The 24,570-nt window shown below is 56.4% G+C and carries 23 protein-coding genes and 1 tRNA gene; 10 read left to right on the forward strand and 14 right to left on the reverse strand.

All coding sequences use genetic code 11. The annotated features are described in order from the left end of the window. Window positions 1-125: 125 nt before the first annotated feature. The gene (locus tag KIF87_RS11130) at window positions 126-374 is read left to right on the forward strand and encodes a DUF1158 domain-containing protein (protein WP_213328771.1); all 249 of its coding nucleotides are present in this window, start codon (window positions 126-128) and stop codon (window positions 372-374) included. Here KIF87_RS11130 and KIF87_RS11135 read toward each other — a convergent pair. Beyond that, complete coding sequence (locus tag KIF87_RS11135) at window positions 360-1,928, reverse strand: alpha/beta hydrolase-fold protein (RefSeq protein ID WP_213328772.1); 1,569 nt, start codon at window positions 1,926-1,928, stop codon at window positions 360-362. The genes KIF87_RS11130 and KIF87_RS11135 overlap by 15 nt on opposite strands. A gap of 123 nt (window positions 1,929-2,051) precedes the next feature. Between KIF87_RS11135 and KIF87_RS11140 the strand changes: the two genes are divergently transcribed. Further along, complete coding sequence (locus tag KIF87_RS11140; RefSeq protein WP_213328773.1) at window positions 2,052-4,196, forward strand: TonB-dependent siderophore receptor; 2,145 nt, start codon at window positions 2,052-2,054, stop codon at window positions 4,194-4,196. Between the two features lie 106 nt (window positions 4,197-4,302). On the opposite strand, the gene KIF87_RS11145 is transcribed toward KIF87_RS11140, so the two are convergent. Further along, window positions 4,303-4,644 (reverse strand): RamA family antibiotic efflux transcriptional regulator, encoded by a 342-nt coding sequence (locus tag KIF87_RS11145; protein ID WP_010428317.1) that lies wholly within the window; start codon window positions 4,642-4,644, stop codon window positions 4,303-4,305. Window positions 4,645-4,676: 32 nt separating this feature from the next. After that, window positions 4,677-5,780, reverse strand: a complete 1,104-nt coding sequence (locus tag KIF87_RS11150; RefSeq protein ID WP_213328774.1) for an MBL fold metallo-hydrolase — start codon at window positions 5,778-5,780, stop codon at window positions 4,677-4,679. Between the two features lie 190 nt (window positions 5,781-5,970). On the opposite strand from KIF87_RS11150, the gene KIF87_RS11155 reads away from it, so the two are divergent. The 3 genes from KIF87_RS11155 (at window position 5,971) to nfsB (ending at window position 7,693) form a co-directional block, all read left to right on the forward strand. After that, window positions 5,971-6,561: a TetR/AcrR family transcriptional regulator gene (locus KIF87_RS11155; RefSeq protein ID WP_213328775.1), complete on the forward strand. Its 591-nt coding sequence runs from the start codon at window positions 5,971-5,973 to the stop codon at window positions 6,559-6,561. Beyond that, complete coding sequence (locus KIF87_RS11160; RefSeq protein WP_213328776.1) at window positions 6,551-6,919, forward strand: MmcQ/YjbR family DNA-binding protein; 369 nt, start codon at window positions 6,551-6,553, stop codon at window positions 6,917-6,919. Before KIF87_RS11155 ends, KIF87_RS11160 begins: the two co-directional genes overlap by 11 nt. A gap of 120 nt (window positions 6,920-7,039) precedes the next feature. Next, a complete protein-coding gene (gene nfsB, locus KIF87_RS11165; protein ID WP_213328777.1) occupies window positions 7,040-7,693 on the forward strand; it encodes an oxygen-insensitive NAD(P)H nitroreductase in 654 nt (217 codons plus the stop codon). Between the two features lie 36 nt (window positions 7,694-7,729). On the opposite strand, the gene KIF87_RS11170 is transcribed toward nfsB, so the two are convergent. From KIF87_RS11170 to KIF87_RS11180, 3 genes are all read right to left on the reverse strand, one after another. After that, window positions 7,730-8,017, reverse strand: a complete 288-nt coding sequence (locus KIF87_RS11170) for a helix-turn-helix domain-containing protein (protein ID WP_121425535.1) — start codon at window positions 8,015-8,017, stop codon at window positions 7,730-7,732. Beyond that, the gene (locus tag KIF87_RS11175; protein WP_213328778.1) at window positions 7,998-8,327 is read right to left on the reverse strand and encodes a type II toxin-antitoxin system RelE/ParE family toxin; all 330 of its coding nucleotides are present in this window, start codon (window positions 8,325-8,327) and stop codon (window positions 7,998-8,000) included. Before KIF87_RS11175 ends, KIF87_RS11170 begins: the two co-directional genes overlap by 20 nt. A gap of 139 nt (window positions 8,328-8,466) precedes the next feature. Further along, window positions 8,467-9,336, reverse strand: coding sequence for a helix-turn-helix transcriptional regulator (locus tag KIF87_RS11180; RefSeq protein WP_100165374.1), 870 nt, complete (start codon window positions 9,334-9,336; stop codon window positions 8,467-8,469). Window positions 9,337-9,443: 107 nt separating this feature from the next. Between KIF87_RS11180 and KIF87_RS11185 the strand changes: the two genes are divergently transcribed. Both KIF87_RS11185 and KIF87_RS11190 read left to right on the forward strand, forming a co-directional pair. Next, window positions 9,444-10,880 carry an MFS transporter gene (locus KIF87_RS11185; RefSeq protein WP_213328779.1) on the forward strand — a complete coding sequence of 479 codons (1,437 nt, stop codon included), beginning with the start codon at window positions 9,444-9,446 and terminating at the stop codon, window positions 10,878-10,880. Between the two features lie 65 nt (window positions 10,881-10,945). Further along, entirely contained in the window at window positions 10,946-12,190 is a 1,245-nt protein-coding gene (locus KIF87_RS11190) for a mechanosensitive ion channel family protein (protein ID WP_032662934.1), read from the forward strand. A 163-nt stretch (window positions 12,191-12,353) separates the two neighbouring features. Here the strand turns inward: KIF87_RS11190 and pheP are convergent, their stop codons facing one another. From pheP to KIF87_RS11225, 7 genes are all read right to left on the reverse strand, one after another. Then, window positions 12,354-13,739, reverse strand: coding sequence for a phenylalanine transporter (gene pheP / locus KIF87_RS11195; RefSeq protein ID WP_063145211.1), 1,386 nt, complete (start codon window positions 13,737-13,739; stop codon window positions 12,354-12,356). A 103-nt stretch (window positions 13,740-13,842) separates the two neighbouring features. After that, window positions 13,843-16,026 carry a TonB-dependent receptor gene (locus KIF87_RS11200; protein ID WP_213328780.1) on the reverse strand — a complete coding sequence of 728 codons (2,184 nt, stop codon included), beginning with the start codon at window positions 16,024-16,026 and terminating at the stop codon, window positions 13,843-13,845. A gap of 184 nt (window positions 16,027-16,210) precedes the next feature. Beyond that, window positions 16,211-16,486: a DUF1471 family periplasmic protein YahO gene (yahO, locus tag KIF87_RS11205; protein ID WP_023310654.1), complete on the reverse strand. Its 276-nt coding sequence runs from the start codon at window positions 16,484-16,486 to the stop codon at window positions 16,211-16,213. Window positions 16,487-16,635: 149 nt separating this feature from the next. Then, window positions 16,636-17,667 carry an ABC transporter ATP-binding protein gene (locus KIF87_RS11210; RefSeq protein WP_213328781.1) on the reverse strand — a complete coding sequence of 344 codons (1,032 nt, stop codon included), beginning with the start codon at window positions 17,665-17,667 and terminating at the stop codon, window positions 16,636-16,638. 1 nt (window position 17,668) lies between these two features. Continuing rightward, a complete protein-coding gene (locus tag KIF87_RS11215; protein ID WP_213328782.1) occupies window positions 17,669-19,243 on the reverse strand; it encodes an ABC transporter permease in 1,575 nt (524 codons plus the stop codon). Window positions 19,244-19,267: 24 nt separating this feature from the next. After that, window positions 19,268-20,284, reverse strand: a complete 1,017-nt coding sequence (locus tag KIF87_RS11220) for an iron ABC transporter substrate-binding protein (protein ID WP_213328783.1) — start codon at window positions 20,282-20,284, stop codon at window positions 19,268-19,270. A 470-nt stretch (window positions 20,285-20,754) separates the two neighbouring features. Beyond that, a tRNA-Arg gene (locus KIF87_RS11225) sits at window positions 20,755-20,831 on the reverse strand. A 278-nt stretch (window positions 20,832-21,109) separates the two neighbouring features. Here KIF87_RS11225 and KIF87_RS11230 point away from each other — a divergent pair. From KIF87_RS11230 to fimZ, 3 genes are all read left to right on the forward strand, one after another. After that, window positions 21,110-21,808: an EAL domain-containing protein gene (locus KIF87_RS11230; RefSeq protein ID WP_213328784.1), complete on the forward strand. Its 699-nt coding sequence runs from the start codon at window positions 21,110-21,112 to the stop codon at window positions 21,806-21,808. Between the two features lie 24 nt (window positions 21,809-21,832). Continuing rightward, on the forward strand, window positions 21,833-22,561 hold the full coding sequence (locus KIF87_RS11235) for a helix-turn-helix transcriptional regulator (protein WP_193940306.1): 729 nt from the start codon (window positions 21,833-21,835) through the stop codon (window positions 22,559-22,561). Between the two features lie 800 nt (window positions 22,562-23,361). Next, on the forward strand, window positions 23,362-23,994 hold the full coding sequence (fimZ, locus tag KIF87_RS11240) for a fimbria biosynthesis transcriptional regulator FimZ (protein WP_033144828.1): 633 nt from the start codon (window positions 23,362-23,364) through the stop codon (window positions 23,992-23,994). A 51-nt stretch (window positions 23,995-24,045) separates the two neighbouring features. On the opposite strand, the gene sfmF is transcribed toward fimZ, so the two are convergent. Beyond that, window positions 24,046-24,567: a fimbria assembly protein gene (gene sfmF / locus KIF87_RS23280; RefSeq protein ID WP_249665870.1), complete on the reverse strand. Its 522-nt coding sequence runs from the start codon at window positions 24,565-24,567 to the stop codon at window positions 24,046-24,048. Window positions 24,568-24,570 lie beyond the last annotated feature (3 nt).

The raw sequence follows: 24,570 nt of genomic DNA on the forward strand, positions 1-24,570 counted from the left end.
CGTATGTTGTTATTTATTCGCAGTAATAATGTCTTTGTTTTATTCAAAAAGGCCTGAGGGGCTGATATTGCTTTACGTTACAGAATGCCGGACAATGACATTTTTAACTGACGATTAACATTACGATGAAACACCCGTTAGAATCGCTGCTTACGGCGGGGGGCATTTTATTGCTGGCCCTGATCTCCTGTCTGCTGTTACCCGCGCCGTCGCTGGGTCTGGTGCTGGCGCAGAAGCTGGTTCAGACCTTCCACATGGTCGATCTAAACCAGCTCTACACCATTCTGTTCTGCGTGTGGTTTTTACTGCTGGGTGCCATCGAATTCTTCGTGCTGCGTTTCGTCTGGCGTCGGTGGTTTTCACTGGCGTCGTAGGCCGGTGAAATCGCGCATGCCGTGGATCAGCGCTTCACACCAGGCCGCGTAGTCGTGACCGCTGGAGGAGGGATGGAAGCTGACGCGATACCCTTTCTCCCTCAACGCCCGTTCGAAATCCTGCGTAGTGCGATAAATGCCCCCGCCCGGCCCCGAAGTTTCGAACTTTCCGGCCTGCAGCCAGAAGCGCACCGGATACGGCGGCGACTGCTGATACTGCCGCGTCAGCCAGCCGGGCGCTTCGTCTTTCGGTGCCCACCAGTACGAACCTGAAAGGCTCAGCACGTTACCAAACAGGCGCGGATAGCGCAGCGCCACCCACGATGAGGCAATGCCACCGTAGCTCGACCCCGCCAGCACCGTTTTCTGCCGCTGCATCGCGATGCCCTGCCCGCGCAGCCAGGGCAGCAGCTCGTGCGCCATAAAGTCGGCGAAGTCCGGGTTAGGCGGCAGCTCGTTGCCGCGTCGGGCGTGATCGAGGCTGTCGATAAACACTACGTTAATCGGCGGAAGATGATGGCGGGCAATAAGACCGTCCAGCACGTTAGCGAAACGGTATTCGTCCTGATAAATCTGCCCGTCGAAGAGAATGAGCGTCCAGCGCGCGGGCTGCGCGCCGCGCGGTTTATAGATCATCACCTCGCGGGAATTACCGAGGATTTTGCTGGTGATGCTCTGGCGGCTTAACGATCCGTGGACCAGCGGCTGGGCCGTGGCCTGCGCGGAGCAATAGCGTGCCGGGCTGAGATCGAGCAGCGAAAAGCGGTTCCAGCGATCCGCCTTCTGTTCGCCAAAGGTGTTCGGGTTGAGCGGATCGGCCTGGGCGCTCACCAGGATCGCGCGACGCTGGTCGCGCGGGGAGCCGTCAATCACCGGCACGTCCGGCGCGAGCTTGTACTGCATCACCGTGTCGGCGGGCACCACATAGCTGCGGAACCAGACGTCGCTGTTGCCCAGGCGAAACAGCGGATCGTGATCCCCCGCCGGTGAGCCAAGAATAAAGACGTTATCCCGCGCGCCGCGCCACAGGAAGGTGACGCGCTTGTGTTCTGCGTCTACCGGCTCCACCATCGGCGTTCCCTGCCGGATCTGCGTCTTCCAGAACGCGTCGGTACTCCCTCCGGCAGCAATCTCTTTTGCCAGCGCCTGAAGCGACGGGCTTTCAGGCGCCAGCATCTGTACGCGCGGTAGTGCAGATGTCTCTTTCATCCGCCACTGAAAACGCCAGGGTTTACCCGCTTCGCCGTGCAGGACCAGCGAGGTGCTCTGCTTCACCGGCAGGGCAAACAGCAGCGCGTGTTCTCCATCGGCGGGCCCATTTTCAATCAGCGTACGAATGCGGCGGTTTTGCCCGTCCAGCAGGCGGGCATCCGTCACGCCATGCAGCGTGGCCGAGACATAATTTTCAGCAAGCTCTGGCAGCATAAAACAGACCTCACCGCTGGCATCAAACTTCCCCTGGACGTCTCCCTGCCGGGAAGAGTGTTCGCAGGTTGCCGCCACCGCAGGCAGCACACCTATCCCGAGTAATAACCCGCTCCATACCCTCTTCATTACCGCTTGTTCCCTCACGAAATTTGTTATCAACGCTAATGCAAATGGTAATAATTTGCAATATCATCTACCGCGTTTTAACGGTGTTTTTATGGCGATAGCAAACAAGGATGAGTAGAAAAAATGTTTAAGAATAATAAGATAATGCAGCTGTGGCTGCTGAGTCTGGCGACGACCAGCGTGGCGGCTCAGGCTGAAAATAGAGAAGAAACCATAACGGTGACGCAGAGCATGGGTGAAGAACCTACCGCCCCGCTAAAAGGGATTGTGGCAACCCAAACGCTCTCCGCGACCAAGACCCGCGCGGAGATCGTGAAAACGCCGCAGTCGGTATCGGTGATCACCCGCGATCAGATGAACATGCAGGACGTGACGTCCGTGTCGCAGGCGCTGCGCTACTCGGCGGGCGTGTTTACCGAGTACCGCGGCTCGTCGAACCGTAACGACGAGGTGTTCGTGCGCGGCTTTAGCTATGTGCCGAAATTCCTCGACGGCCTGAGCTTCGGCGCTACGGCCTCGTCCCAGACGGGTACGATTGACCCGTGGCTGCTGGAGCGCGTGGAGCTGGTGCGTGGCCCGGCGTCGGTCCTGTTTGGTCAGGTCAATCCGGGCGGGTTAATCAGCATGACCAGCAAACGGCCGACCGCGGAATCCATCCATAACGTGCAGTTCCGCACCGGCAATAACGATCTGGCAGAAGGCGCGTTTGATTTCGGCGGCAGGCTGAGCGACGACGGCCGCGTGCTGTATCGCGTCAACGGTATCGCCCGTACCCAGCACAATCAGGTGGACGATTATAAAGAGACGCGGATGGCGATTGCGCCTGCCATCACCTGGTACCCGAACGACCAGACCCGCTTTACGCTGCTGACCAGCTACCAGAAGGATCCGGACGCGGGCTACCGCAACTTCCTGCCCGCCTACGGTACGGTCAAAAGCGTCGACGGGAAATACATCCCGCGCGACTTTAACGTCAGCGATCCGGATTACAATCAGTCCTGGCGCGAGCAGACGACGATCGGCTACGAGCTGGAACATCAGTTCACCGACGACCTCACCTTCCGCCAGAACGCGCGTTACGCCGCCATCAAACAGAAATACCGTTACCTCGTTTACGCCAGCAGCGCGGCCAACAGCACGGTATTGACGCGACGCGCGCAGCATGAAGAGCGCACCACCAACGAATTTGGCCTGGATAACCAGCTTGAGTATCTGCTGGGGACCGGCAGCGTCAGCCACACCCTGCTCGGCGGATTCGACTACAAGACCAGCAAAGATAAGCAGCTGCTGGCACGCGGGAGCGGTTCACAGTATGACCTTGACTGGACGAACCCGGTGTACGGCGTGAACGTGGATGAAAGCACCTTCAAAACCGCCTCCGACGAGCAGCAAAATCTCGACCAGATGGGGCTGTATTTGCAGGATCAGATGAGCTGGAACAGCTGGGAATGGCTGGTCTCCGGACGCTACGACTGGAGCGAAGTGCGAACTCACGACTTCACCGACGGCAGCGTTGCCCAGCAGAACGACAGCAAGTTCACCTGGCGAACCGGACTGCTCTACGCGTTCGATTCTGGCCTGTCGCCGTACGTCAGCTACAGCACCTCGTTTGAACCGAACCTGCAAACCAACCGCGCGCCGGGCGTTGCGCCCTTCAAGCCAACCACCGGGGAGCAGACCGAGATTGGCCTGAAGTATCAGCCGGTCGACAGCACGCTGATGACCCTCGCGCTGTACGATTTAACCCAGGACAACGTGGCGACCTATAACAGCGCCGAAGGCTGGTTCGAGAACGCGGGCAAGGTGCGTTCGAAAGGCGTTGAGGCGGAAATCCACTCCACGCTGATGGACAACATCAACCTGATTGGCTCGTATACCTACACCGATGCGAAAACCAAAAGTACGACGGTGGCGGGAACAGAAGGCAAAACGCCTGCGCGCATTCCGGCGCATATGGCATCGGCGTTTGCCAGCTATACCGTTCCGGGCGGCGCGCTGAAGAGTCTGACCGCGGGCGTGGGGATGCGCTACATCGGCACCAGCTACGGCGATGCGAAGAACACCTTCAAGGTGCCGTCGGTGGATCTGTATGACGCAATGCTGAGCTACGATCTGGGCGAGATGAACCGCAGCCTGAAAGGGGCGAGCGTGCAGTTCAACGTCAATAACGTGGCGGACACGAAGTATGTGGCGTCGTGCGCAAGCGATACGGCGTGCTTCTACGGGATTGGCCGTACGGTGACGGCAACGGTGAATTACCGGTGGTAAGTTATTTGTAGGCCCGGTAAGCGCAGCGCCACCGGGCAATTACGGGCACCGTGCCCACAAAAAAGCCGGGTGGCGGCTACGCCTTACCCGGCCTACACGCGACATGTTAATGTGTCTGGCTATGGTTCTCTTTACGGTACGCACCCGGCGGCTGGTTGAACGTGCGGGTAAATATGCGGGTAAACGTCTGCTGCGAGTCAAACCCGTAGCGCAGGCAGATATCGTACACCCGAGCGTCTGATTCACGCAGATCCCGCGCCGCCAGCAGCAGCTTGCGTTCACGGATATAGCGCCCCAGGCTCTCCCCTTTGTACTGCATAAACAACCGCTGCAGGTGCCACTTCGAGTAACCCGCGTGGCGGGCAATCTCTTCTATACGTAATGGCTGGTGCAGATTGTCGTCGATCCATTCGACGATAGTGTCGATGACTTGAGCGGAAATGGTCATACAGCTGTCCCCCTCTGCTTCTCGCTTAAACATTATTCCCACCACTCGCGAAATGCCTGAGTGGTATCACTCACCCGCACGGGCTCACCCAGTTCCGGCGTCAGCAACCGATAATTTTTGTCCTTGCTGGCGCGCGCCAGCTGGATCAGCGGGTCGTTCCACGCGTGTTTCGCCAGCACGAAGCGTCCGTTGTGCCCCGGCACCACGGCTTTGGCGTTGAGATCCGCCGAGGCCTGCGCCGTTTCCTCCGGCAGCATGTGGATGTACTTCCAGTCCTGGTCGTACTGGCCGTTTTCCATGATGGCTAAATCCACCTCGCCAAACTGTTCGCCGATGGCCTTAAAGTGCGGGCCGTAGCCGGAATCCCCGCTGTAATAAACCTTCTGCTCTGGCGTGACGAACATAAAGCTGCCCCACAGGGTCCGATCGCGTTTGATGCCGCGCCCGGAGAAGTGGCGCGCCGGCAGAACATGCACCGTCAATTCATCGCTGATGCGTACCGACTGGTTCCAGTCACGCTCGTCAATAATCTCAGGCTTCATTCCCCAGTAGCGCAGGTGGGATCCCACGCCCAGCGGCGTCACCACGCGCTTCACCTTCGGCAGTAGCGCCCTGATGGTGGCGTAATCCAGATGATCGTAGTGATCGTGCGAAATAATCAGCAGGTCGATTTCCGGCATGCTTTCAGCGCGCCACGGATACTCGCCGGCAAAGGCTTTATTCAGGAACGAGAACGGCGCGGCGTAGTTGCCGAGCACCGGGTCAATCAGGATGCGTTTACCCGCGAGCTGCAGGTACCACGAAGAGTGACCGAGCCACACCAGGGTGTCCTGCTCCAGCGGCAGGCTGGCGAGATCGGTTTTCACCAGCGGCAGCGGCTGGGCCGGGCGCGCGTTTTCGGTTTTTTTGGTCAGAAAATCCCACGTCGCGACCAGCATATTTTTGTCGCCGTTATAACCTGGCGTCGGCAGCGTATTGTGGAATTTTCCCTCGCGATACTGTGGGGAGGCCTCCACTTCGGTGAGCTGCTCACCCTGCGGTGGTTGGCCGAATCCGGCATTGAGAACACACGGTAAACTCGCAGCTGAAGCAATAATCATGATTAACACCACGCAGATGAAGAGAGGTTTTTTCATATCCAGACCCGAAAACGCGCCCCATCCGATAGTTTGCGCGGGGTAAACTTGATTATGAGTGAGTAAGCACTCATTATAGATATGATGATAAAGTCGTCAAGACGTTTTCGATCTTTGACATTCCGCGTTGCAGCGTGTCAAAGCACGTGTTTCAATCAGGGTTTTTACAATTGACAGGGGGAAATATTTAGTGGCACGTCCGAAGAGTGAAGATAAAAAACAGGCCTTACTGGAAGCCGCAACGGCGGCATTTGCACAGTCAGGTATCGCCGCCTCAACGGCGTTAATCGCCCGTAACGCGGGCGTCGCCGAAGGTACCCTGTTTCGCTACTTTCCCACTAAAGACGATCTGCTGAATGCCCTCTACCTGCACCTCAAGCAGGATCTCTGCCAGGCCATGCTGGCAAACCTCGATCGCACCATCACGCTTCCCAAAGAGCATACCCGCAATATCTGGAACAGCTACGTCGACTGGGGGATTCGTAACCCCGTTTCTCATGCGGCTATCCGCCAGATTGGCGTCAGTGAAAAGCTGAACGCCGAAACGGAACAGGCGGTGAAGGAGATGTTCCCCGAACTCCATGAGCTGTGCCGCCGCTCGGTGCGCCCGGTGTTTATGTCAGATGAATTTAAAACGTTCGGCGATGCGCTTTTCTTATCGCTGGCCGAATCCACGATGGAATTTGCCACCCGCGATCCTTCCCGCGCCGTTGATTTTAAAGCGCTCGGTTTTGAAGTGATGTGGCGCGGGCTTGCGTATGAGGAAGCCAATGGAGAGTAAGGCCTTACAGGAGCACGCCATGCGCGTGGCACTGGAGCTGCCCTTCACCGAGCACTGCTGGCCGTTTGGGCCGGAGTTTGACGTGTTTAAAGTGGGCGGAAAGATTTTCATGATCGTCGCGGTCGCGCACGGGCGGCCGCACGTCAGCCTGAAGTCAGACCCGGAGAAATCACTGTTAAATCAGCAGATCTATCGCGGGATAGAGCCTGGCTACCACCTGAGTAAAAAGCACTGGATTTCCCTTTACGGCACCGACGACGTGACGCCGGAGCTGGTGACCGACCTCATTAATGATTCCTGGAATCTGGTGGTGGATAAGCTGCCGAAAAAAGACCAGAAGTGGATTAGGCCGGTCTGATTGTTCGTCTGAGACGAACAGATTAAGCGCTCGAATTGCACTTATCTTTTGCCGCTTCGCACGGTAATCTGCTTTCCTTTCGCGCCCGCGAGCGGGCGAATTTCATCACCAGGAGTTGTTATGGATATCATTTCTGTCGCCCTGAAACGCCACTCTACCAAGGCGTTCGACGCAAGCAAAAAACTGACCGCGGAAGAAGCGGAAAAAATCAAAACCCTGCTGCAGTATAGCCCGTCCAGCACCAACTCCCAGCCGTGGCACTTCATTGTGGCCAGCACCGAGGAAGGAAAAGCGCGCGTGGCGAAATCCGCCGCGGGCACCTATGTGTTCAACGAACGCAAAATGCTCGATGCTTCTCATGTAGTGGTGTTCTGCGCGAAAACCGCAATGGACGATGCCTGGCTTGAGCGCGTGGTGGATCAGGAAGAGGCCGATGGCCGTTTCAACACGCCGGAAGCCAAAGCCGCAAACCATAAAGGCCGGACCTACTTCGCCGACATGCACCGTGTGGATCTGAAAGATGACGACCAGTGGATGGCGAAGCAGGTTTACCTGAACGTCGGTAACTTCCTGCTGGGCGTGGGCGCAATGGGTCTGGACGCGGTGCCGATTGAAGGTTTCGACGCCGCTATTCTCGACGAAGAGTTTGGCCTGAAAGAGAAAGGCTTCACCAGCCTGGTGGTGGTACCGGTTGGGCACCACAGCGTGGAAGATTTCAACGCCTCGCTGCCGAAATCTCGCCTGCCGCTGAGCACGATTGTGACTGAGTGCTAATTCTTAGTGGCACGCTGGGTTCCGGCGTGCCTGTTTTCAATAAAGCGTAATCTGCGGGTGTTTAACCCCGCATACCAGTGCATAACGCGTTAACGTATCAAGGCTCGCCCGGGTAATATTCGCTTCCATCCTTGATACGGTGGGTGCGCTGACGCCCATTCGCTCCGCCACCTGTGCGCGCGTCAGACCAGCATGGTCGCGCCATTGCGCTAGCATCTCTCGCAGGCGCTCCTTGCGCTCTTCTGCATCAAATGAAGCCTGTACCTCTGAATTGCTTAACAACTCCGCTCTGAGTTCATCCCAGTCAATAATCTTTTTGCTCATCCAACATCTCCTGTTGTCGTTTCAATGCCACACGGAGTTCAGCAGAGGGCGTTTTTTGCGTTTTCTTGATAAACACCCGCAGCAGAAAAATTGTCTTTTCCCGCTGATATACGTAGATCCCACGAGTGTGAATCAGCCCGACGGTTCTGATTTCAAACAAACCATAGGGTAAGGGTTTGCTGTCAGGTTCGCTTAGTGCTGTCGGGTTACTACGTAATTTATCAAGCTGGCGAATCAGCTTTGCCTGGACCCCAGCAGGCAGTGAGAGAATCTCTTCCCTGGCCGCCTGATGAACGATAATTCTGAACACGGTATTTCATCCCTGATGATATTAGCATATAAGGCAATTTGCATTAAAGGCTAATTTAGCTTTTCGTGTCCTACCCTAACCGTTTTTAAAAGGCAGAACCGGATCCGCTTTGATTCTCTGAAAGCGTCTCGCAAAAAACTTATTTCCCCTGCGCCGCCAGCCACGCCATCGCCCTCTCACCCGCCTCATCTACCGGCAGATACACCAACAGCCGCGAGCCGTTTCGCGGCGCGGAGTACCAGTACATCTGCTGCAGCGTAAAATCCCCCAGCTCGGGATGGGTAAACAGCTTGAGCTGGTTCTCCACGCCGCGCACGTCGTTGCGCTGGTGCCACAGGGTTTTGAACTCTTCGGACACCGCAAAGAAGCGCGCCAGCTTCGCTTCCCACAGCGGGTCGCCCCGGTGCTCGGCCATCGCCGCGCGGAAGTATGAGACAAATATCGGCAGCACGTCGTCGCGCCTGCCGAGCCGCGCGCGCCACGCCGGATGGGTGAGGAACAGGTAAATACAGTTCCGGTCTTCCGGCGGGATTTCATTGAAATCCACGCCCATCAGGTGCCCGAAGCTGTCGTTCCACGCCACGATGTCAAAATTGGGCTTCTGGATGCTGGCAGGCTTCGGCAGCAGGGTATCAAGCAGGCGGCGCGTGCCTTCGCTGATCCCCTCACAGCAGACCGCCTGCGGCGCTTCGCCCGGCGGCAGACCGGCGAGCACGAAAACGTGCCGGGCTTCGGTCGGCGTACACTGCAAGGCTTTCGCCACGGCCGCCATCACCGCGCTCGACGGATTCACGTCCCTGCCCTGCTCCAGCCAGGTGTACCAGGTCACGCCTACGTCAGCGAGCATCGCCACCTCTTCCCGGCGCAGGCCCGGCGTGCGGCGACGACCGCTGCGCGGCAGGCCGAGACGCTGCGGATCGAGGCTTTCGCGTCGCGCGCGTAAAAATGCCCCCAGCTGTTTTCGGGTGTCATCCTGAAGTGAGACGACGGGTTCAGACATCAAGGCCATAAATCCCCCTGCATGGTAGTGCCAGTACCAGTATAAGCAAGAACTGGTACCCGTTTATCAGATGGTTGATGCTACGACCATCTGATGAATGACGCAATGGAGTTACCATGAATACGTCAGTTGTTTCACCGGGCCGCGCTGGCCTGATACTGCTGCTAACCGGCCAGATGCTGCCGATGATTGATACCTCAATCACCAACGTGGCGCTGGACGCCATCACCCACTCGCTGCACGCCACCGCCACCGAGCTGGAGCTGATTGTCGCCCTCTACGGCGTGGCCTTCGCCGTCTGCCTGGCGCTCGGCAGCAAGCTGGGGGATAACCTTGGCCGTCGACGCCTGTTTATGTGGGGCGTCGCGAGCTTTGGCCTCGCCTCACTGCTGTGCGGGATGGCGGGGAACATTGAACAGCTGCTGGCCGCGCGCATCGTTCAGGGAGCAGGTGCGGCACTGATCATGCCGCAAATTCTTGCCACGCTGCACGTGACGCTGAAAGGTACCGCCCACGCAAAAGCCATCAGCCTGTTTGGCGGCATCGGCGGGATTGCGTTTATCGTCGGGCAAATGGGCGGCGGCTGGCTGGTATCGGCGGACATCGCCGGTCTGGGCTGGCGTAACGCCTTCTTCATCAACGTGCCGATTTGTCTGGTGGTACTGGCGCTGAGTCGCCATTTCGTACCCGAAACCCGCCGCGATACGCCGTCACGCATCGACTGGCCGGGCACCGTGCTGCTGGCGATCGTGCTTTGCTGTCTGCTGTTCCCGATGGCGCTCGGCCCCCAGTGGCACTGGTCGTGGCCGCTGAAGGTGATGCTGCTCGCCATTATTCCGCTGGCCTGGCTGATGGCGCTGAATGCGCGCAAAAAGGAGCGTGAGAATGCCCACCCGCTGATCCCGCCGCGCCTGCTGCAGCTTCGCAGCGTTCGCTTTGGCATACTGATTGCGATGCTCTTTTTCAGCGTCTGGTCCGGGTTTATGTTCTGTATGGCGCTGACCATGCAAACCGGCCTGGGGATGGCGCCGTGGCAGTCGGGGAACAGTTTCATCGCCCTTGGGGTGACTTATTTTATCTCCGCGTGGTTCGCGCCGCGTCTGATTGCTCGCTACAGCACCAGTACCATTCTGCTGACCGGTCTGGCGATCCAGATTGCCGGCCTGCTGGCGCTGATCGCCACGTTCCGCATCTGGGGAATGGAGAATACCGCGCTGACGCTGGCACCCGCGACCGGGCTGGTCGGCTACGGGCAGGCGCTGATCGTGAACAGCTTCTACCGCATCGGGATGCGCGATATCCAGCCTGACGACGCCGGGGCCGCGAGCGCCATTCTCAGCACGCTGCAGCAGGCCGCGCTGGGGCTCGGCCCGGCCATTTTTGGCGCGATTTTGCTGCACGCGCTGCAGAACCACCACGGAGATTACACCCAGGCGGTGAACGTCTTCCTGATAGTGGAAACGGTCATGATGGTGGTGCTCGCCCTGGCGACGCTGCGCATCCGCCATAGCCTGTGCCTGCCGGTGGTGAAGGTCTGCCAGGCCACCAAATAAGCCCGTGAATTTGCATAATAGATCCGCAGCCGCCATTATGGGGCTGCATCAATAAAGGAGACGTTATGCAGGAATTAATTGCTCAGGTTGAAGAGTTAGGCATTGAAATTAATCACACCACCTCTTTAGTGATTATCTTTGGTATTATTTTTCTTACCGCCATCATCGTTCATTTTATTCTGCACAAAGTGGTGCTTCGCGCGTTCGAAAAACGCGCGCAGGCCAGCAGCCATTTGTGGCTGCAGATCATTACCCAGAATAAATTATTTCACCGTCTGGCCTTCACCCTTCAGGGGATAATCGTCAACGTCCAGGCGGTACTGTGGCTGCAGAAGGGCAGCGAAGCGGCGGAAATTCTCACGACATGCGCAAAGCTGTGGGTGATGGTTTATGCCCTGCTCTCCTTCTTCTCGCTGCTGGACGTGATTTTTAATCTGTCGCAGAAAATGGCCACCGCATCACAGCTGCCGCTGAAAGGGATCTTCCAGGGTATCAAGCTGGTAAGCGCCATCCTTGTGGGGATTCTGATTATCTCCCTGCTGATCGGCCAGTCCCCGGCGATTCTGATAAGCGGCCTGGGCGCCATGGCCGCCGTTCTGATGCTGGTGTTTAAAGACCCGATACTGGGACTGGTGGCGGGGATTCAGCTTTCCGCCAACGACATGCTCAAGCTCGGCGACTGGCTGGAGATGCCGAAATACGGTGCTAACGGCACGGTGACCGACATCGGTCTGACCACCGTTAAAGTACGCAACTTCGATAATACGATTACAACCATTCCGACGTGGGCCCTGGTCTCCGACGCCTTTATTAACTGGAGCGGCATGTCTGCCTCTGGCGGGCGACGCATTAAGCGCAGCCTGAATATCGATACCACCAGCATTCATTTCCTCGACGAGCAGGAGCAGCAGAAACTCATTCAGGCGAAACTGCTGAAGCCCTATCTGGCCGCGAGACATGAGGAAATTAACCTGTGGAATCAGAAGAACGGTGAAGGAGAGTCGGTATTAAACCTGCGTAAGATGACCAATATCGGCACATTCCGCGCCTACCTGAATGAATATCTGCGCAACCATCCCCGTATTCGCAAAGATATGACGCTGATGGTGCGCCAGCTAGCGCCTGATGCGAATGGTTTGCCGATTGAAATATATGCCTTCACCAACACTGTGGTCTGGGCAGAATATGAAGAGATTCAGGCGGACATCTTCGACCATATTTTCGCGGTAGTGGATGAATTTGGGCTGCGTATTCACCAGTCGCCAACCGGGAACGATATTCGCTCCCTGGCGGGCGTCATCGCCAATTAATCCGTTTGTAGGCCCGGTAAGCGAAGCGCCACCGGGCGTGAAGGCAGGTGCGGTCTGGTTTGGTGCGGTCTGGTTTGGTGCGGTCTGGTGCCCTCACCCCGGCCCTCTCCCACAGGGAGAGGGTGCAAACACTAAAAACGGCAACCAGGTTGCCGTTTTGCTTTTACCTTCGCGAGAGCTTAAAGGCAATAAACAGGAACACCACCCACACCGGCAGCAGCATCGCCGACAGGCGCATCTCATCCATGGTGCACATCAGCACCAGAATCAGCCCCAGGAACGCGATACAGATGTAGTTCCCCGCAGGATAAAGCAGCGCTTTGAACTGCGTCTCACGTCCCTTGCGGCGCATCGCGGCGCGAAAGCGCAGGTGCGCCAGGCAAATCATGATCCAGTTCAGCAGCAGGGTGGCGACAACCAGCGCCATCAGCAGGCCAAAGGCCTCTTTCGGCAGCAGATAGTTAATCAGCACCACTAGCGAGGTGATAGCGCCGGAGAGGAACAAGGAATTCACCGGCACGCCGCGACGGCTGACGCGGGTGAGGAACTTCGGCGCGTTGCCCTGCACGGAGAGGCCAAACAGCATGCGGCTGTTGGAGTAAACGCCGCTGTTATAGACCGACAGAGACGCCACCAGAATGACGAAGTTCAGCGCCGAGGCCACCAGGTTGCTGTTCATGTCATGGAAAATCATCACGAACGGGCTGCTGTCGGACTTCACTTCCACCCACGGATAGAGCGCCAGCAGCACCACCAGCGAGCCGATGTAGAACAGCAGAATCCGGTACACCACCTGGTTCACCGCTTTTGGAATGCTTTTATGCGGGTCGCGCGCTTCCGCGGCGGTAATGCCAATCAGCTCTAGTCCACCGAACGAGAACATGATCACCGCCAGAGAGAGAATCAGCCCTTTCCAGCCGGTCGCCAGGAAGCCGCCGTGCTGCCACAGGTTGTCGATAGTGGCGCGCTCGCCGCCGTGGCCGGAGAACAGCAGCCACAGGCCAAAGCCGATCATCCCGATAATCGCCAGCACCTTGATCAGCGCAAACCAGAACTCGGTTTCGCCATACAGGCGCACGTTGACGAGGTTAACGGCGTTAATGATGATGAAGAAGGCCGCCGCCCAGATCCACGTTGGGACATCCGGCAGCCAGTACTGCATGTAAATGCCTGCGGCGGTCAGCTCCGCCATCCCCACCAGCACGAACATGACCCAGTAGTTCCAGCCGGACAGGAAGCCTGCAAACGGGCCCCAGTATTTATAAGCAAAGTGCGCGAAGGAGCCTGAAACCGGCTCTTCAACAACCATCTCGCCAAGCTGGCGCATGATCAGGAAGGCAATAATCCCGGCGATACCGTAACCCAGCAGAACCGCCGGGCCAGCCATCTGAATAGCGGGGCCGATGCCGAGAAACAGCCCGGTACCGATCGCGCCGCCAAGGGCAATTAACTGAATATGTCGATTTTGCAAACCACGTTGCAGCGTCGGATTCTGATCCGACGAGGCTTCAGCGCTACCATGGCCTGAAGCGGATGACGCGTCTTTCACGTCCTACCCCTGTCTCTTTTTTAGAAGGGGCACGTTTTAACACTTCATGCTGGAGGTAGCAAGGGATTGGGGCATCCCTGCCCCGGATAACGAGATGGAACGCTTAAAACGCGTAGCCAACCGAGACCTTAAAGGTGCGCGGTTCGCCCTGCGTAATATAGGTACCGGAGTCGTCCACGCTGGCCCAGTAGTTTTCATTGGTCACGTTGTCGATGCCCGCGCGAACCGTCATCTGGTTTTCATTGTGGTTCACCGCGAAGCGATAGCGCATCCCCAGATCCAGCGTGGTGTAGCTGTCCAGCTTTTTGGTGTTTGCCAGGTCAGCGTACTGCGCGCCGGAGTGGTTCACGCGGGCGGTGGCGGTCAGGCCGTCAATCGGCTTGATGTCATACTCTGCGCCCAGCACGGCGTAAAAGTTCGGAATACCGATTGCATCGTTGCCCTGATTCACACCATTTTTGGTTTTGGTCAGCTCGGCCTGCAGCCAGGTGGCGCTGGCGTTCAGACGCATCCCCAGCATCGGCTCACCGAAGACGTTCAGCTCCACGCCACGGTTACGCTGTTCAGCGTCAAGCCCGTAGTGACCGCTGTCGTCGAGGATCGCCGACGGCATTTTGATTTCGAACAGCGCAAGCGATCCGCCCACGCGGCCAAAGTCCGCCTTCACGCCCACTTCGTTCTGCCTGGAGTGAACGATACCGGTGCTCTGGCCGTAGTTGGTGGCGGTGTTAGGCGCGGTTTTGCCCGGCTGCAGCGCTTCGGTGTGGTTAGCATAGAGGGAGATCGCCTCCCACGGCTTGTAGACCACGCCGTAGGTGGGCATCCAGCGGCTGCCGTCGAAGCCGTCCGCCGCGTTTTCCGCACCGGTGACTTTGTTATACCCGCGAATGACCACCTTCTGATGGCGCGCGCCCGCGGTGAACAGCAGTTTGTCGTCCAGCACGCCCAGCGTATCGCTCAGCAGCCAGCCCTGCGTACGGGTGCGCCCGCTGGTCAGCGGATCGCTGTACTTCCCGCCAGAGCCGTTGAAGTTGGTGCTGTCCGGCATATCGACGCCGGTATTGTGATAGATGTTGGTGGTCGGGTTATCCTTCGCCGCCGACATTTTCCACGCGATTTTTTCGTTTTTGGTCATCGCCGCATAGCCGACGTTGACCTTATGCGAGACGAAGCCCGTAGTGAAGTTACCGCGAACGCCCGCCATGCCGCTGACGGAATCGCTGATGCGGTTGGTATCCAGACGGCTGACCGTTGCCTTGCCGCTTTTATCCACCAGCTTCGGCGCGCTGTAGATGCCTTCCTCATGCGCGTGCTGCGCGCCCAGACCGGTATAGGCGGTCCAGCCGTCGGCGATGTCGTACTCGCTGCGCCACATCCCAAATTCGTTTTCGATGTTGCTGTAGGCCCACTTCTGCGAGAAGTTACGATCGTTTTTCGGCGGCTCGGGCACGAAATCCACCGCGGAAATATTGACGCTGGTCGGGCTGCCGTGGAAGGTTTTCTTCTGATAGCCGAGATCCAGCGAGGTGCGGAAGCGGTCACCGGTGTAATCCAGGCCGGTAGAGAGCAGCGTGGTGCGGCGGCGATCGTTCGCAATGCCGGTTTCCCCTTCGCGATGGACCAGGTTCACCCGCGCGCCAAACTGGTCGCTGTCGCCGTAGCGACGGCCCGCGTCGAGCGTGGTGCCAAACTGGGAATCCGAGGTGTAGTCCACGCCGACCTTCGCCTGCGGGAGTTCGCCCGCGTGTTTTGGCTCAAGGTTGATCATCCCGCCCACGCCGGAGCTTGCCGCGCCGTTCATCAGCGAGTTGGCCCCTTTGAAGATCTCTATGCGGTCAACCATCTGGGTATCCACCACCTGGCGCGGCAGCACGCCGGACAGGCCACCGAAGGTCATGTCGTCGCCGTCAAACTTCAGGCCACGGATGCGGTAGGTCTCCGCGCTGTTGCCGTACCCCTGAACGAACTGCACGCCCGCGTCGTTCGCGACGACATCGGCAATGGTTTTCGCCTGCTGATCTTCCACCAGCTTCGAGGTGTAGCTGATGATGTTGAACGGCACGTCCATGGCGTTCTGCTGGCCCAGCATCCCCATGCGCCCACCGTTCGCGACCTGTCCGTCAAGGAAGGCCGGTACCAGCTGGTCGCCGCCGGGTTTGAAATCGCTGGCTGGTGCAGCCTGGACAACGAGGGTGTCCTCTTTTTGATCGTCCGCCGCGAAGGCGGAATGGGTCACCGCGCTAACGGCAAGCGCCAGCAGCGTCTTGTGCATGATGGTGTTGTTCATAGTTAACTCATTTTAAAGTGCGCGCAAAAATGACCCGTTGTCGGGCCTTAGAATGTATTGGGTGCAATGCAAATGAGAACTATACGCATTATCCATGTGTTAGCAAGTGTAACCGCGTTCATGAGGAGGTTTGGCGAAAAAAGAGGGGAACAACCACCCCGTTTCGGGGGTGGCTGCAAAGCTATTATTTTTTCTTGTAGATATTGGCCGTACCGTGAATTTTATTGTTGGTGTTACCTGACGTGAGCACCAGGACATCCGCGCCTTTCTTATCGGCTTTCTCAATCAGTTCTTTTTTTGCATCATCAACCGATACTTCATTCGAGGTGTTTACCGTACCGATTTTTTTATATTGAGATGCAACTTTTTTGAACTCGCTTTTAGTCAGCAGCTGAGCAGCAAAAGCATTGGTTGTAAACAGTAACGCCGTTCCCAACAAAATAGCAGTCGTCTTTTTCATAACCTTTTTCCTTGAGATTAATCAGCAACTACGAAAAACCTCACGCAGTGTGGTGAGGTTTTATGAGCATGGTAGAGAATCTCAGGAAATGCCATATGTTCAGGAAAATTCTTTTATAACAACCCGTTGCATGAAATTACTAACGAGTATTAAGAATATTCGAATACCCGCGCGGTGCCAGCAATATCAATGCGTACCGCCGTGCCCGGGTTCCATCCTGGCTGGCTTACGGTCTTCAGAATCACGGGCTGCTTCTGCCCGGCTAATCCCAGGGTGAGCGTCGACAGCTGTCCGGTGAAGTCCACATCAAGAATCGAGATCGGGCTTTCATGCGCTGCACACGCCGTCACGCGTAATTGTTCAGGGCGCATCATTACCCTGCCCTCTCCTGTCGCCTGCGCGTTGTCCGTCGGCACTTCACCCAGCGCGCACACCGCATACCCGGCAGCGAGCCGAGCAGGCAGGATCACGGCATCGCCCAGAAACAGCGCCGTCTCTTCGTCAACGGGACGGGTGTAGACGTCATAAGGCGTGCCGACCTGCATGAAGCGTCCGGAGCGCATCACGGCAACCTGCGTGGCAAAGGACAATGCTTCGTTCTGATCGTGGGTGACCAGAATCGAGGCCACGCCCGCTTCGGCCAGCAGATCGGCCGTTGCCTTACGCGTCATGGCGCGCAGGCCGGTGTCCAGCGCCGAGAACGGTTCATCCAGCAGCATCAGGGAAGGACGCTGGGCCAGCGCGCGGGCAAGCGCCACGCGCTGCTGCTGTCCGCCGGAAATCTCGTGGGGCCAGTGCGTTGCGAGCTGCCTGTCCAGAGAAACCATCTCCATCAGCGCCTCAACGCGCTGGCGCTTCTCGTGGCGGGTGCCGTCCAGCCCCCAGGCGATGTTGTCTGCCACGTTGAGGTGCGGGAACAGCGCGCCCTCCTGAGGCACGAAACCGATTCGGCGCAGGTGGGCGGGAACAAAACTGTTTTCATCAAACAGCGCTCTCCCCTGCATGACAATGCGCCCAGTGTCAGGCGTTTCGAACCCGGCAAGAATACGCAGCAGCGTGGTTTTCCCCGACCCGGACGGCCCGACAATCGCCGTCCTGCTGCCCGGCGCAACGCTCAGGTTTAAGCTGTCGAGCACCTGCACATCAGAAAACGATTTAGAAATGGCGGTTAATTCAAGCATGTCATAGCCCTGCAATTTTTTTCGACTGCATATAGAGAATGGCGGTCAGCGGGAGTGAAATCAGGATCATCAGCATCGCGTAAGGCGCGGCGGCCACATAGTCAATTTCACTGGTCAGCGCCCAGAATCCGGTGGAAAGCGTGCGCGTGCCCAGCGGAGAGAGCAGCAGCGTGGCGGTCAACTCGTTGCTGACGCCGAGGAAAACCAGTGCGGCCCCCGCCGCCGCACCCGGCGCGGCCAGCCGCATCGTGACGCTCCAGAGCGCCTTCGCGGGCGTGCTGCCCAGGCTGCGCGCCACGTTTTCCAGCTCGACCGGCGCCTGCGCAATCCCCGCCCGCAGGTTGATGAGCGCGCGGGGCATAAACATCAGCAGGTAGGCCAGGAACAGGGTAATTTCCGTTTGATAAATGGGGCGGGCGTAATGAATGGTGACGGTGACCAGCGCCAGGGCAGTGACGATTCCCGGCAGTGAACTGGTGATATAGATGCACCCTTCCAGCATCCGGAAGATACGGTGCGGATAGCGGATACCGAGCCACGCGATGGGGATCACGCACGCCGTCGTCAGGAGCGCTCCGCCCACGCCGAGCATCAGCGTCTGGCGCAGAGAGTGCCAGAGATCGGCGCTCATCCAGTTTTGCACGCCGCCGAGCCAAATCCAGCGGCACAGGACAATTAGCGGCACGCCCAGCGCCAGCACGATCAGCACGATGAAAAACAGCTGGCCCAGCGCGGCAGCCGCAGGCTTCAGCGGCCAGCGTTTCTGTTCACGCGCGGCCCCGGCGCCAATGCGCGCGTAGCGTGCTTTGCCGCGCGTTACGCCTTCCAGCATCAGGATAGCCAGACAGCACAAGGCCAGCACGCCCGCCAGCATGTTCGCCGCCGGGCCGCTGAAGGTAGACTGGAACTGGTCATAAATTGCCGTGGTGAAGGTATCAAAGCGGATCATCACGTACAGGCCGTATTCCGCCAGCAGGTGCAGCGCCACCAGCAGCGCGCCGCCGCAGATAGCCAGCTTGAGCTGGGGCAGCACCACGCGGAAAAAGACCCGCCACGGCGGCGTTCCCAGCGAAGCGGCGACATCTTCAAGCGTCGGGTCAAGACGACGCAGTACCGCCGCAACCGGCATATAGATAAACGGATAGTAGGCAAGAACGGAGAGGAACACGCCCGCGGAGAGCCCGTGCATGGACGGGACAACGCTCACCCAGGCATAGCTTTGCACAAACGCGGGGATCGCCAGCGGGGCGACCGCCAGCGCAGACCAGATCCCCCGCCCGGCAAGCTGCGTGCGCTCTGTGAGCCAGGCGATTGCCACGCCCGTCACGATACACAGCGGAACCGCTAAAGCCGTCAGCCACAGCGTGTTGCTGAGTAGCTCAGCCACGCGCGGGCGAAACACCAGCGCCTTAATGGTTTCCCAGCCGGTCTCAATGCCAATGGCAATGATAAAACCCAAAGGCAGAAGCGCCATCAATGAAAACAATACAGCTAACGCAACCATCGGCAGTGCAGGACGCCTGCGAGCAGGCTCCTGCACTCTGTTTTTTCCGATGTCGAGACTCAGACCAGACATAAGGCGTTCACTTCACTCTCAGGATCACAGCAGACCGGCTTGCGTCATCAGCTCGATAACTTTTTTACTGTTGAGCGTTGAAGGTTCAACTTTCGGCGCATCAAGATCTTTCAGCGGAACCAGTTTCGGGTTTGAGGCCGCGTTCACGCCCACCGCATACTCAAAGGCATTGTTGGTACGCAGACTTTCCTGCCCTTCTTTACCGGTAATGTATTTGATGAAGGCCTGCGCCTGCGCTTTGTGTTTGCTGGACGCCAGCACGCCGCCGCCGGAGAGGCTTACGAACGCGCCCGGATCCTGATGTTTGAAGTAGTAGAGCTGGGTGTTCTTGCTGTTTTCACCGGTTTTGGACTGATCGACAAAACGGTAGTAGTGATAAATCACGCCGCCATCAATCTGACCGGCATTAACCGCTTTCATCACGGTGCTGTTGCCTTTATAGGCAACGAAGTTGGCTTTCATCGCCTTGAGCCATTCCAGGGTGGCCTTCTCGCCTTTCAGAGCCAGCATCGCGCTCACGATGGCCTGGAAATCCGCACCTGACGGGGATGCCGCCCAGCGGCCTTTCCACTCGGGTTTTGCCAGATCCATCAGCGATTTAGGCAGCTGCTGTTCGTTCAGCTTTTCCGGGTTATACACAAACACCGTGCTGCGGGCGGCAATGCCGATCCAGCGGCCGTGCGCCGGACGATATTCTGCCGGTACCTGCTTCAGGGTGCCTGCATCCAGCGGCGCAAACAGGCTGGCATTATCCACCAGCACCATTGACGGTGAGTTTTCCGTCAGGAATACGTCGGCCGGTGACGCGCTGCCTTCCTGAACCAGCTGGTTACCCAGCTCGCTGTCATCGCCGTTACGCAGAGTGACTTTAATGCCGGTTTCTTTAGTAAAACCGTCAACCCACGACTTCACCAGGTTTTCGTGCTGCGCGTTATAAACAACGATACCTTCGTTGTTATCGGCGGCAACCGCTTGTGTGGAAAGGAAAAGGGATGAAGACAACAAGGCAAGCGAGAAGCAGGACAGCAGGCGAGAATTCATGAACATATCCTTTATAGACTAACGGGATTAACGACTCATAGCTTTGTGGGACAGGATTAAAGCATACAACAACGCTAATGATAATTAGTATCAATCCAGTTTACGCGTAAAAGTGTAAAATTTCATTTTCGTTGGGTTTGAAGTGATAAAAATCCAGATTTAAAAAACGGATTAATTAAAGATTAAGAAAACCTTAGGCTTCGTGATAACGGCTTTTAATTAGGCTTCTATTTATTACGCGGTTATTTATCTGTTCAGGGAAGAATAATGAAACGGATGACAAACTCTGCCATTAATAATATAGGCGCCTTTCTTGCCGGGTGGCGCTGCGCTTACCCGGCCTACATTTCTCACCGTTGCAGGCCCATGCAAGCGTAGTCACGCCGTACGAAACGCATAAAATGCGCGTTGTCTGCAATAACGTTCGAAAAGAGTAAGGAGAGGGAGAGAAGTCAGTACCTGAGACTAAATGGCACGCCCTGTAGGATTCGAACCTACGACCTACGGCTTAGAAGGCCGTTGCTCTATCCAACTGAGCTAAGGGCGCACTGAGAAGCGTGAACTTCGCGGCGGTGAAACGCGAAGAATTATACGGTCAATGGCAGGTGAGTCAATGCCTTTTCCGTTTTCCGCGGCAATTACCGCTAGCCGATTGTAAATACGGCTATTTTCTCAACATTTACCCCTGTTTCACCGTAAAATTTAGCGCTGCGAAAAGGCTTAGTTGCATTTAAGTAACGCCTGCTGTTTTCCTGAACGTCAGCTCGTCACACTAGAGCCAGGTATCCCGGCCGCCTGGAGGCTGACAGACAACAGGACAATGGAGTGACAGCGCAAAACCCGATCGATACGCCCCCCCGGTTACAGTACATTTCTCAGGACATCGTCGGCATTAAGCTAGAGCCCATCGTCGCCCTTTCCTCCATGCGCCAGGTTGGCGTGGAGGTATTAAGCGTTCTGTCCGACACGCGGCACAGCGAGGACTTTTTTTGCGATCGGTCCGCAGACTGGTCGATAACGCTGCTTGAAGCACAGCTTGCCGCGTTAAAAAAACCGCCGCACGGTCATAACCTTTTTATTAATCTGCCGATAACCGTCCTGACAGAGCCTGCGTCTTTTCAGCGACTTATCCGGTTGACCGGCGTGCCGCTCAATATTGAGATTGTCGACCTCGCGTCCTTTTTGGCGCTGCCCGTCGCGCAAAAGCAGCACGTGGTTCAGAATCTGCAGCAGCTTAGCAGACAGGGACACGCTATCTGGCTGGACGACGTGGATGACGTCTTAGTGCAGTCGTTTTTATCCTGCCGACTCCCGTTAACCGGCATCAAAATAGATAAGGAAGCATTCTGGCGTTTACGCGACACCCCTGCGCTGAGGCAACTGGTTTCCCGTTGCTTTCAGCTCGCCGGGAAAGTGCTTATCGAAGGTATTGAGACTGAACGCGATCGTACCTGGGCACTGCAGGCAGGCGCAGATCTCGGCCAGGGGTATTACTGGCCGTCCTGGACATGGCCGGAGGATTAAAAAGCCATTTCCAGGAGGGAGACCATGCGAATGACAGTGCGCCGTTACCGGCGGCGGCGTACAGGAAGTGATGCACTGGGATTTACGCGCTCACCTTTTGCTCCCCCCTTTTTCGACCGGCTCGAATTTTTGAGCCAGTCCATCAGCCAGCCCCGCAAAACAGACGCCCCGTTTATCCTTCTGGTGACGGAGGATCACTATCTGCGCACCGGTTTTCTCAACGGGCAGTTTCCCCTGAGCAGCTGCTGCGACTACGCCACGCTGGACGATGCCCTTATCGCTCAGACCCAGTGGCCCTCAGCCCGCCTGGTCGTGGATATAGAAAGCCGGTCCACGGGGCTGCTGGAGAGACTGGACCAGTTGAGACGGCATAGCCTGTTTCCTCCGTTCCTGACGCCCTGGCTGTTGGTCCGGGCCGATAATTACGACACCCGCCTCTTCTGCAAAGCGGCAGGCCCCTTTCATGTGCTCGAACGTCAGCTGAACGCCGCCGCGCTCCAGCACAGCCTGCTGGATACCGCCCCTCCGCAGGGTTCCGATAAAGACTGGTTCTCGCGCAATGAATGGCCCATCCTGCAGGAGCTCTCAAGGGGCAAGACGCTGCGTCAGATTGCCCTGATGCAGAATCGCCCCTATAGCCGCATTATCTATCGTCTCAGCTGCATCCTGCTGAAGCTGGGGCTCAGCCATCGCCAGGAATTGCTGCACCTTCTTAATAACCTCTCAGACTGCACGTTTTCACTCACGTCCTAACCCCTTATTTCCTAAAGCGGTTTAGGAATTTACTTACCAATTGCGTTGCGTAAATGTTAATTTTTAACAATAAAATCGAATTTATAACTATTCCTAATTTATGGGCGTAAACCTTGTGAAATGCCATAAATTGAATGAACGGCAGCACTTTCCTCCATCCGTTAAGTGAATGCAGAAGGCGTTAACAAGATGATAATGATGTAAAAACAAGCAGCTTAGCGACCCCTACCGGGAGTAAAAAGCGAAGCGGGTAGCATGTTCTCCTGTACACCAGATGCCGTTATCTGGTTTAACACAAGCACTTTCAGATGAAGGTCTGACGGGCTGCGAGGGCAATTTTTAACCTTACCGTCGCGGGTTAGCCCCCTGAAATGATGTCTATTTTTGTTAACAACTGATCAACATACAGAGATATCTGTTATTTTTTGTTATTACATAAAGATGAAAATATGCGGTAAATGAGATAATAGGATATTTCCGCTAATTTTAAAAAAATAGCGATTCAGATCCAGAAGATAATACAAACCCATACGCGGATATTAATTTACAGGGTTTTCGGAAAAAACTTACCCTGTATAATAAGATGCGTACCAAATTTGAATAAGAAAAACCTTTTTGCCAACACCAGCCAAATGAGATGACCGCGCTGAGGCATAGTTCTTTTCATTACGTAAACAAGGATGCTTTCGCTCTTTCCAGGGAAATACTACGGTATAGGGATCTGCACATTATATCCTTCCGGCATTTCGAGAGTTTTACCAAACTCTGCATAACGCTTTTAACAATCTGAGGCATTAAAAATGAAACCGGCATCCGTTATCATTATGGACGAACATCCTATCGTCAGAATGTCGATAGAAGTCCTGCTACAGAAAAATAAGAATATCACAGTCAAGCTCAAGTCTGGCGATAGCCATGAAGTCCTTGACTGTATCCGCAATCACCCTATCGATCTGGTGATCCTTGACATAGAACTCACGGGCACGGATGCTTTCGCTTTACTTAAGAGAATCAGAAACTTAAACAAAAACATTAAGGTTCTGTTCCTCTCGTCTAAATCAGAGTTATTTTACGCGGGTCGCGCTATTCGCGCCGGGGCAAATGGCTTCGTCAGTAAACGAAAAGATTTAGGGGAGATCTACAACGCCGTAGAAATGATCCTGATGGGCTATTCTTTTTTCCCATCGGAAACGCTGAACTTTATAAACCATTTGGGTTCAGGGAAAGGGATGGCAGTGGATATGCCATTATCGAATCGCGAGGTTACGGTATTACGGTATCTGGCGAATGGATTATCCAACAAGGAAATTGCTGAACAGCTGCTATTAAGCAACAAGACCATTAGCGCGCATAAATCCAATATTTATTCCAAGCTGGGCGTGCAAAGCATCGTGGAATTAATTGATTACGCCAAAGCCCACGAACTGCTATAACCTGAATTCACTCCCTGCAGCTTATCTGAGCTGCAGGGAGTGCGGTCAGTGCTAATTATAATTAATCATGAAGGTGGCATCCGCATCGGCCTGTCCGGGCTGAGGGTTATCGGCAGTGGCAATATAATTGGCATAAAACGACAGAATCGCATTCCCCTGCGCATCAACCGAGACCGGCTGGCTGGCCTGCTGGAGAGCCAGACGCGTTTTATCCGCATCCCTGATCTCAACGGCGACGTGACTTGCTGTACTGGCGTCATTCAGCGCCAGCAAGCCGCTATTGCTCCCGTCGGCTTTACCCGAAAACGTAATGGACGCCGCGCCCGGCGGACAGCCGGTCAGCTTCAGCGTAAATGGCATGGGCTGCGTGCGGCTCCCGGTGGTGCTGAGCTGTTTCGTGGGCCAGGTGCCCAGCGTGACGGTCTTGTCGCTGTCGCTGCCCTCGGCAACGCAGGTAAAATCGACGATATTGCCGTAGAGCCGAATGTTAATCTCGCCCAACGCGGTGTCCGCCTGAGCCTGTGTGCAAAGCGCAAAGAGCGCCACGGTGATAAAACGGATCCCGTTTCGCATATT

This window comes from Enterobacter sp. 120016 (assembly GCF_018383635.1).
Taxonomy (GTDB): domain Bacteria; phylum Pseudomonadota; class Gammaproteobacteria; order Enterobacterales; family Enterobacteriaceae; genus Enterobacter; species Enterobacter asburiae_D.

Bases quoted from the DNA above. Each gene is read 5' to 3' on its own strand.
- KIF87_RS11170 (WP_121425535.1), bottom strand. From the start codon at position 8,017: ATGAGCAAAAAGATTATTGACTGGGATGAACTCAGAGCGGAGTTGTTA.
- KIF87_RS11190 (WP_032662934.1), top strand. From the start codon at position 10,946: ATGCAGGAATTAATTGCTCAGGTTGAAGAGTTAGGCATTGAAATTAAT.
- yahO (WP_023310654.1), bottom strand. From the start codon at position 16,486: ATGAAAAAGACGACTGCTATTTTGTTGGGAACGGCGTTACTGTTTACA.
- sfmF (WP_249665870.1), bottom strand. From the start codon at position 24,567: ATGCGAAACGGGATCCGTTTTATCACCGTGGCGCTCTTTGCGCTTTGC.
- KIF87_RS11210 (WP_213328781.1), bottom strand. From the start codon at position 17,667: ATGCTTGAATTAACCGCCATTTCTAAATCGTTTTCTGATGTGCAGGTG.
- KIF87_RS11215 (WP_213328782.1), bottom strand. From the start codon at position 19,243: ATGTCTGGTCTGAGTCTCGACATCGGAAAAAACAGAGTGCAGGAGCCT.
- KIF87_RS11145 (WP_010428317.1), bottom strand. From the start codon at position 4,644: ATGACCATTTCCGCTCAAGTCATCGACACTATCGTCGAATGGATCGAC.
- KIF87_RS11160 (WP_213328776.1), top strand. From the start codon at position 6,551: ATGGAGAGTAAGGCCTTACAGGAGCACGCCATGCGCGTGGCACTGGAG.
- KIF87_RS11135 (WP_213328772.1), bottom strand. From the start codon at position 1,928: ATGAAGAGGGTATGGAGCGGGTTATTACTCGGGATAGGTGTGCTGCCT.
- KIF87_RS11235 (WP_193940306.1), top strand. From the start codon at position 21,833: ATGCGAATGACAGTGCGCCGTTACCGGCGGCGGCGTACAGGAAGTGAT.
- fimZ (WP_033144828.1), top strand. From the start codon at position 23,362: ATGAAACCGGCATCCGTTATCATTATGGACGAACATCCTATCGTCAGA.
- nfsB (WP_213328777.1), top strand. From the start codon at position 7,040: ATGGATATCATTTCTGTCGCCCTGAAACGCCACTCTACCAAGGCGTTC.
- KIF87_RS11220 (WP_213328783.1), bottom strand. From the start codon at position 20,284: ATGAATTCTCGCCTGCTGTCCTGCTTCTCGCTTGCCTTGTTGTCTTCA.
- KIF87_RS11150 (WP_213328774.1), bottom strand. From the start codon at position 5,780: ATGAAAAAACCTCTCTTCATCTGCGTGGTGTTAATCATGATTATTGCT.
- KIF87_RS11140 (WP_213328773.1), top strand. From the start codon at position 2,052: ATGTTTAAGAATAATAAGATAATGCAGCTGTGGCTGCTGAGTCTGGCG.
- KIF87_RS11180 (WP_100165374.1), bottom strand. From the start codon at position 9,336: ATGGCCTTGATGTCTGAACCCGTCGTCTCACTTCAGGATGACACCCGA.
- KIF87_RS11130 (WP_213328771.1), top strand. From the start codon at position 126: ATGAAACACCCGTTAGAATCGCTGCTTACGGCGGGGGGCATTTTATTG.
- KIF87_RS11185 (WP_213328779.1), top strand. From the start codon at position 9,444: ATGAATACGTCAGTTGTTTCACCGGGCCGCGCTGGCCTGATACTGCTG.
- KIF87_RS11200 (WP_213328780.1), bottom strand. From the start codon at position 16,026: ATGAACAACACCATCATGCACAAGACGCTGCTGGCGCTTGCCGTTAGC.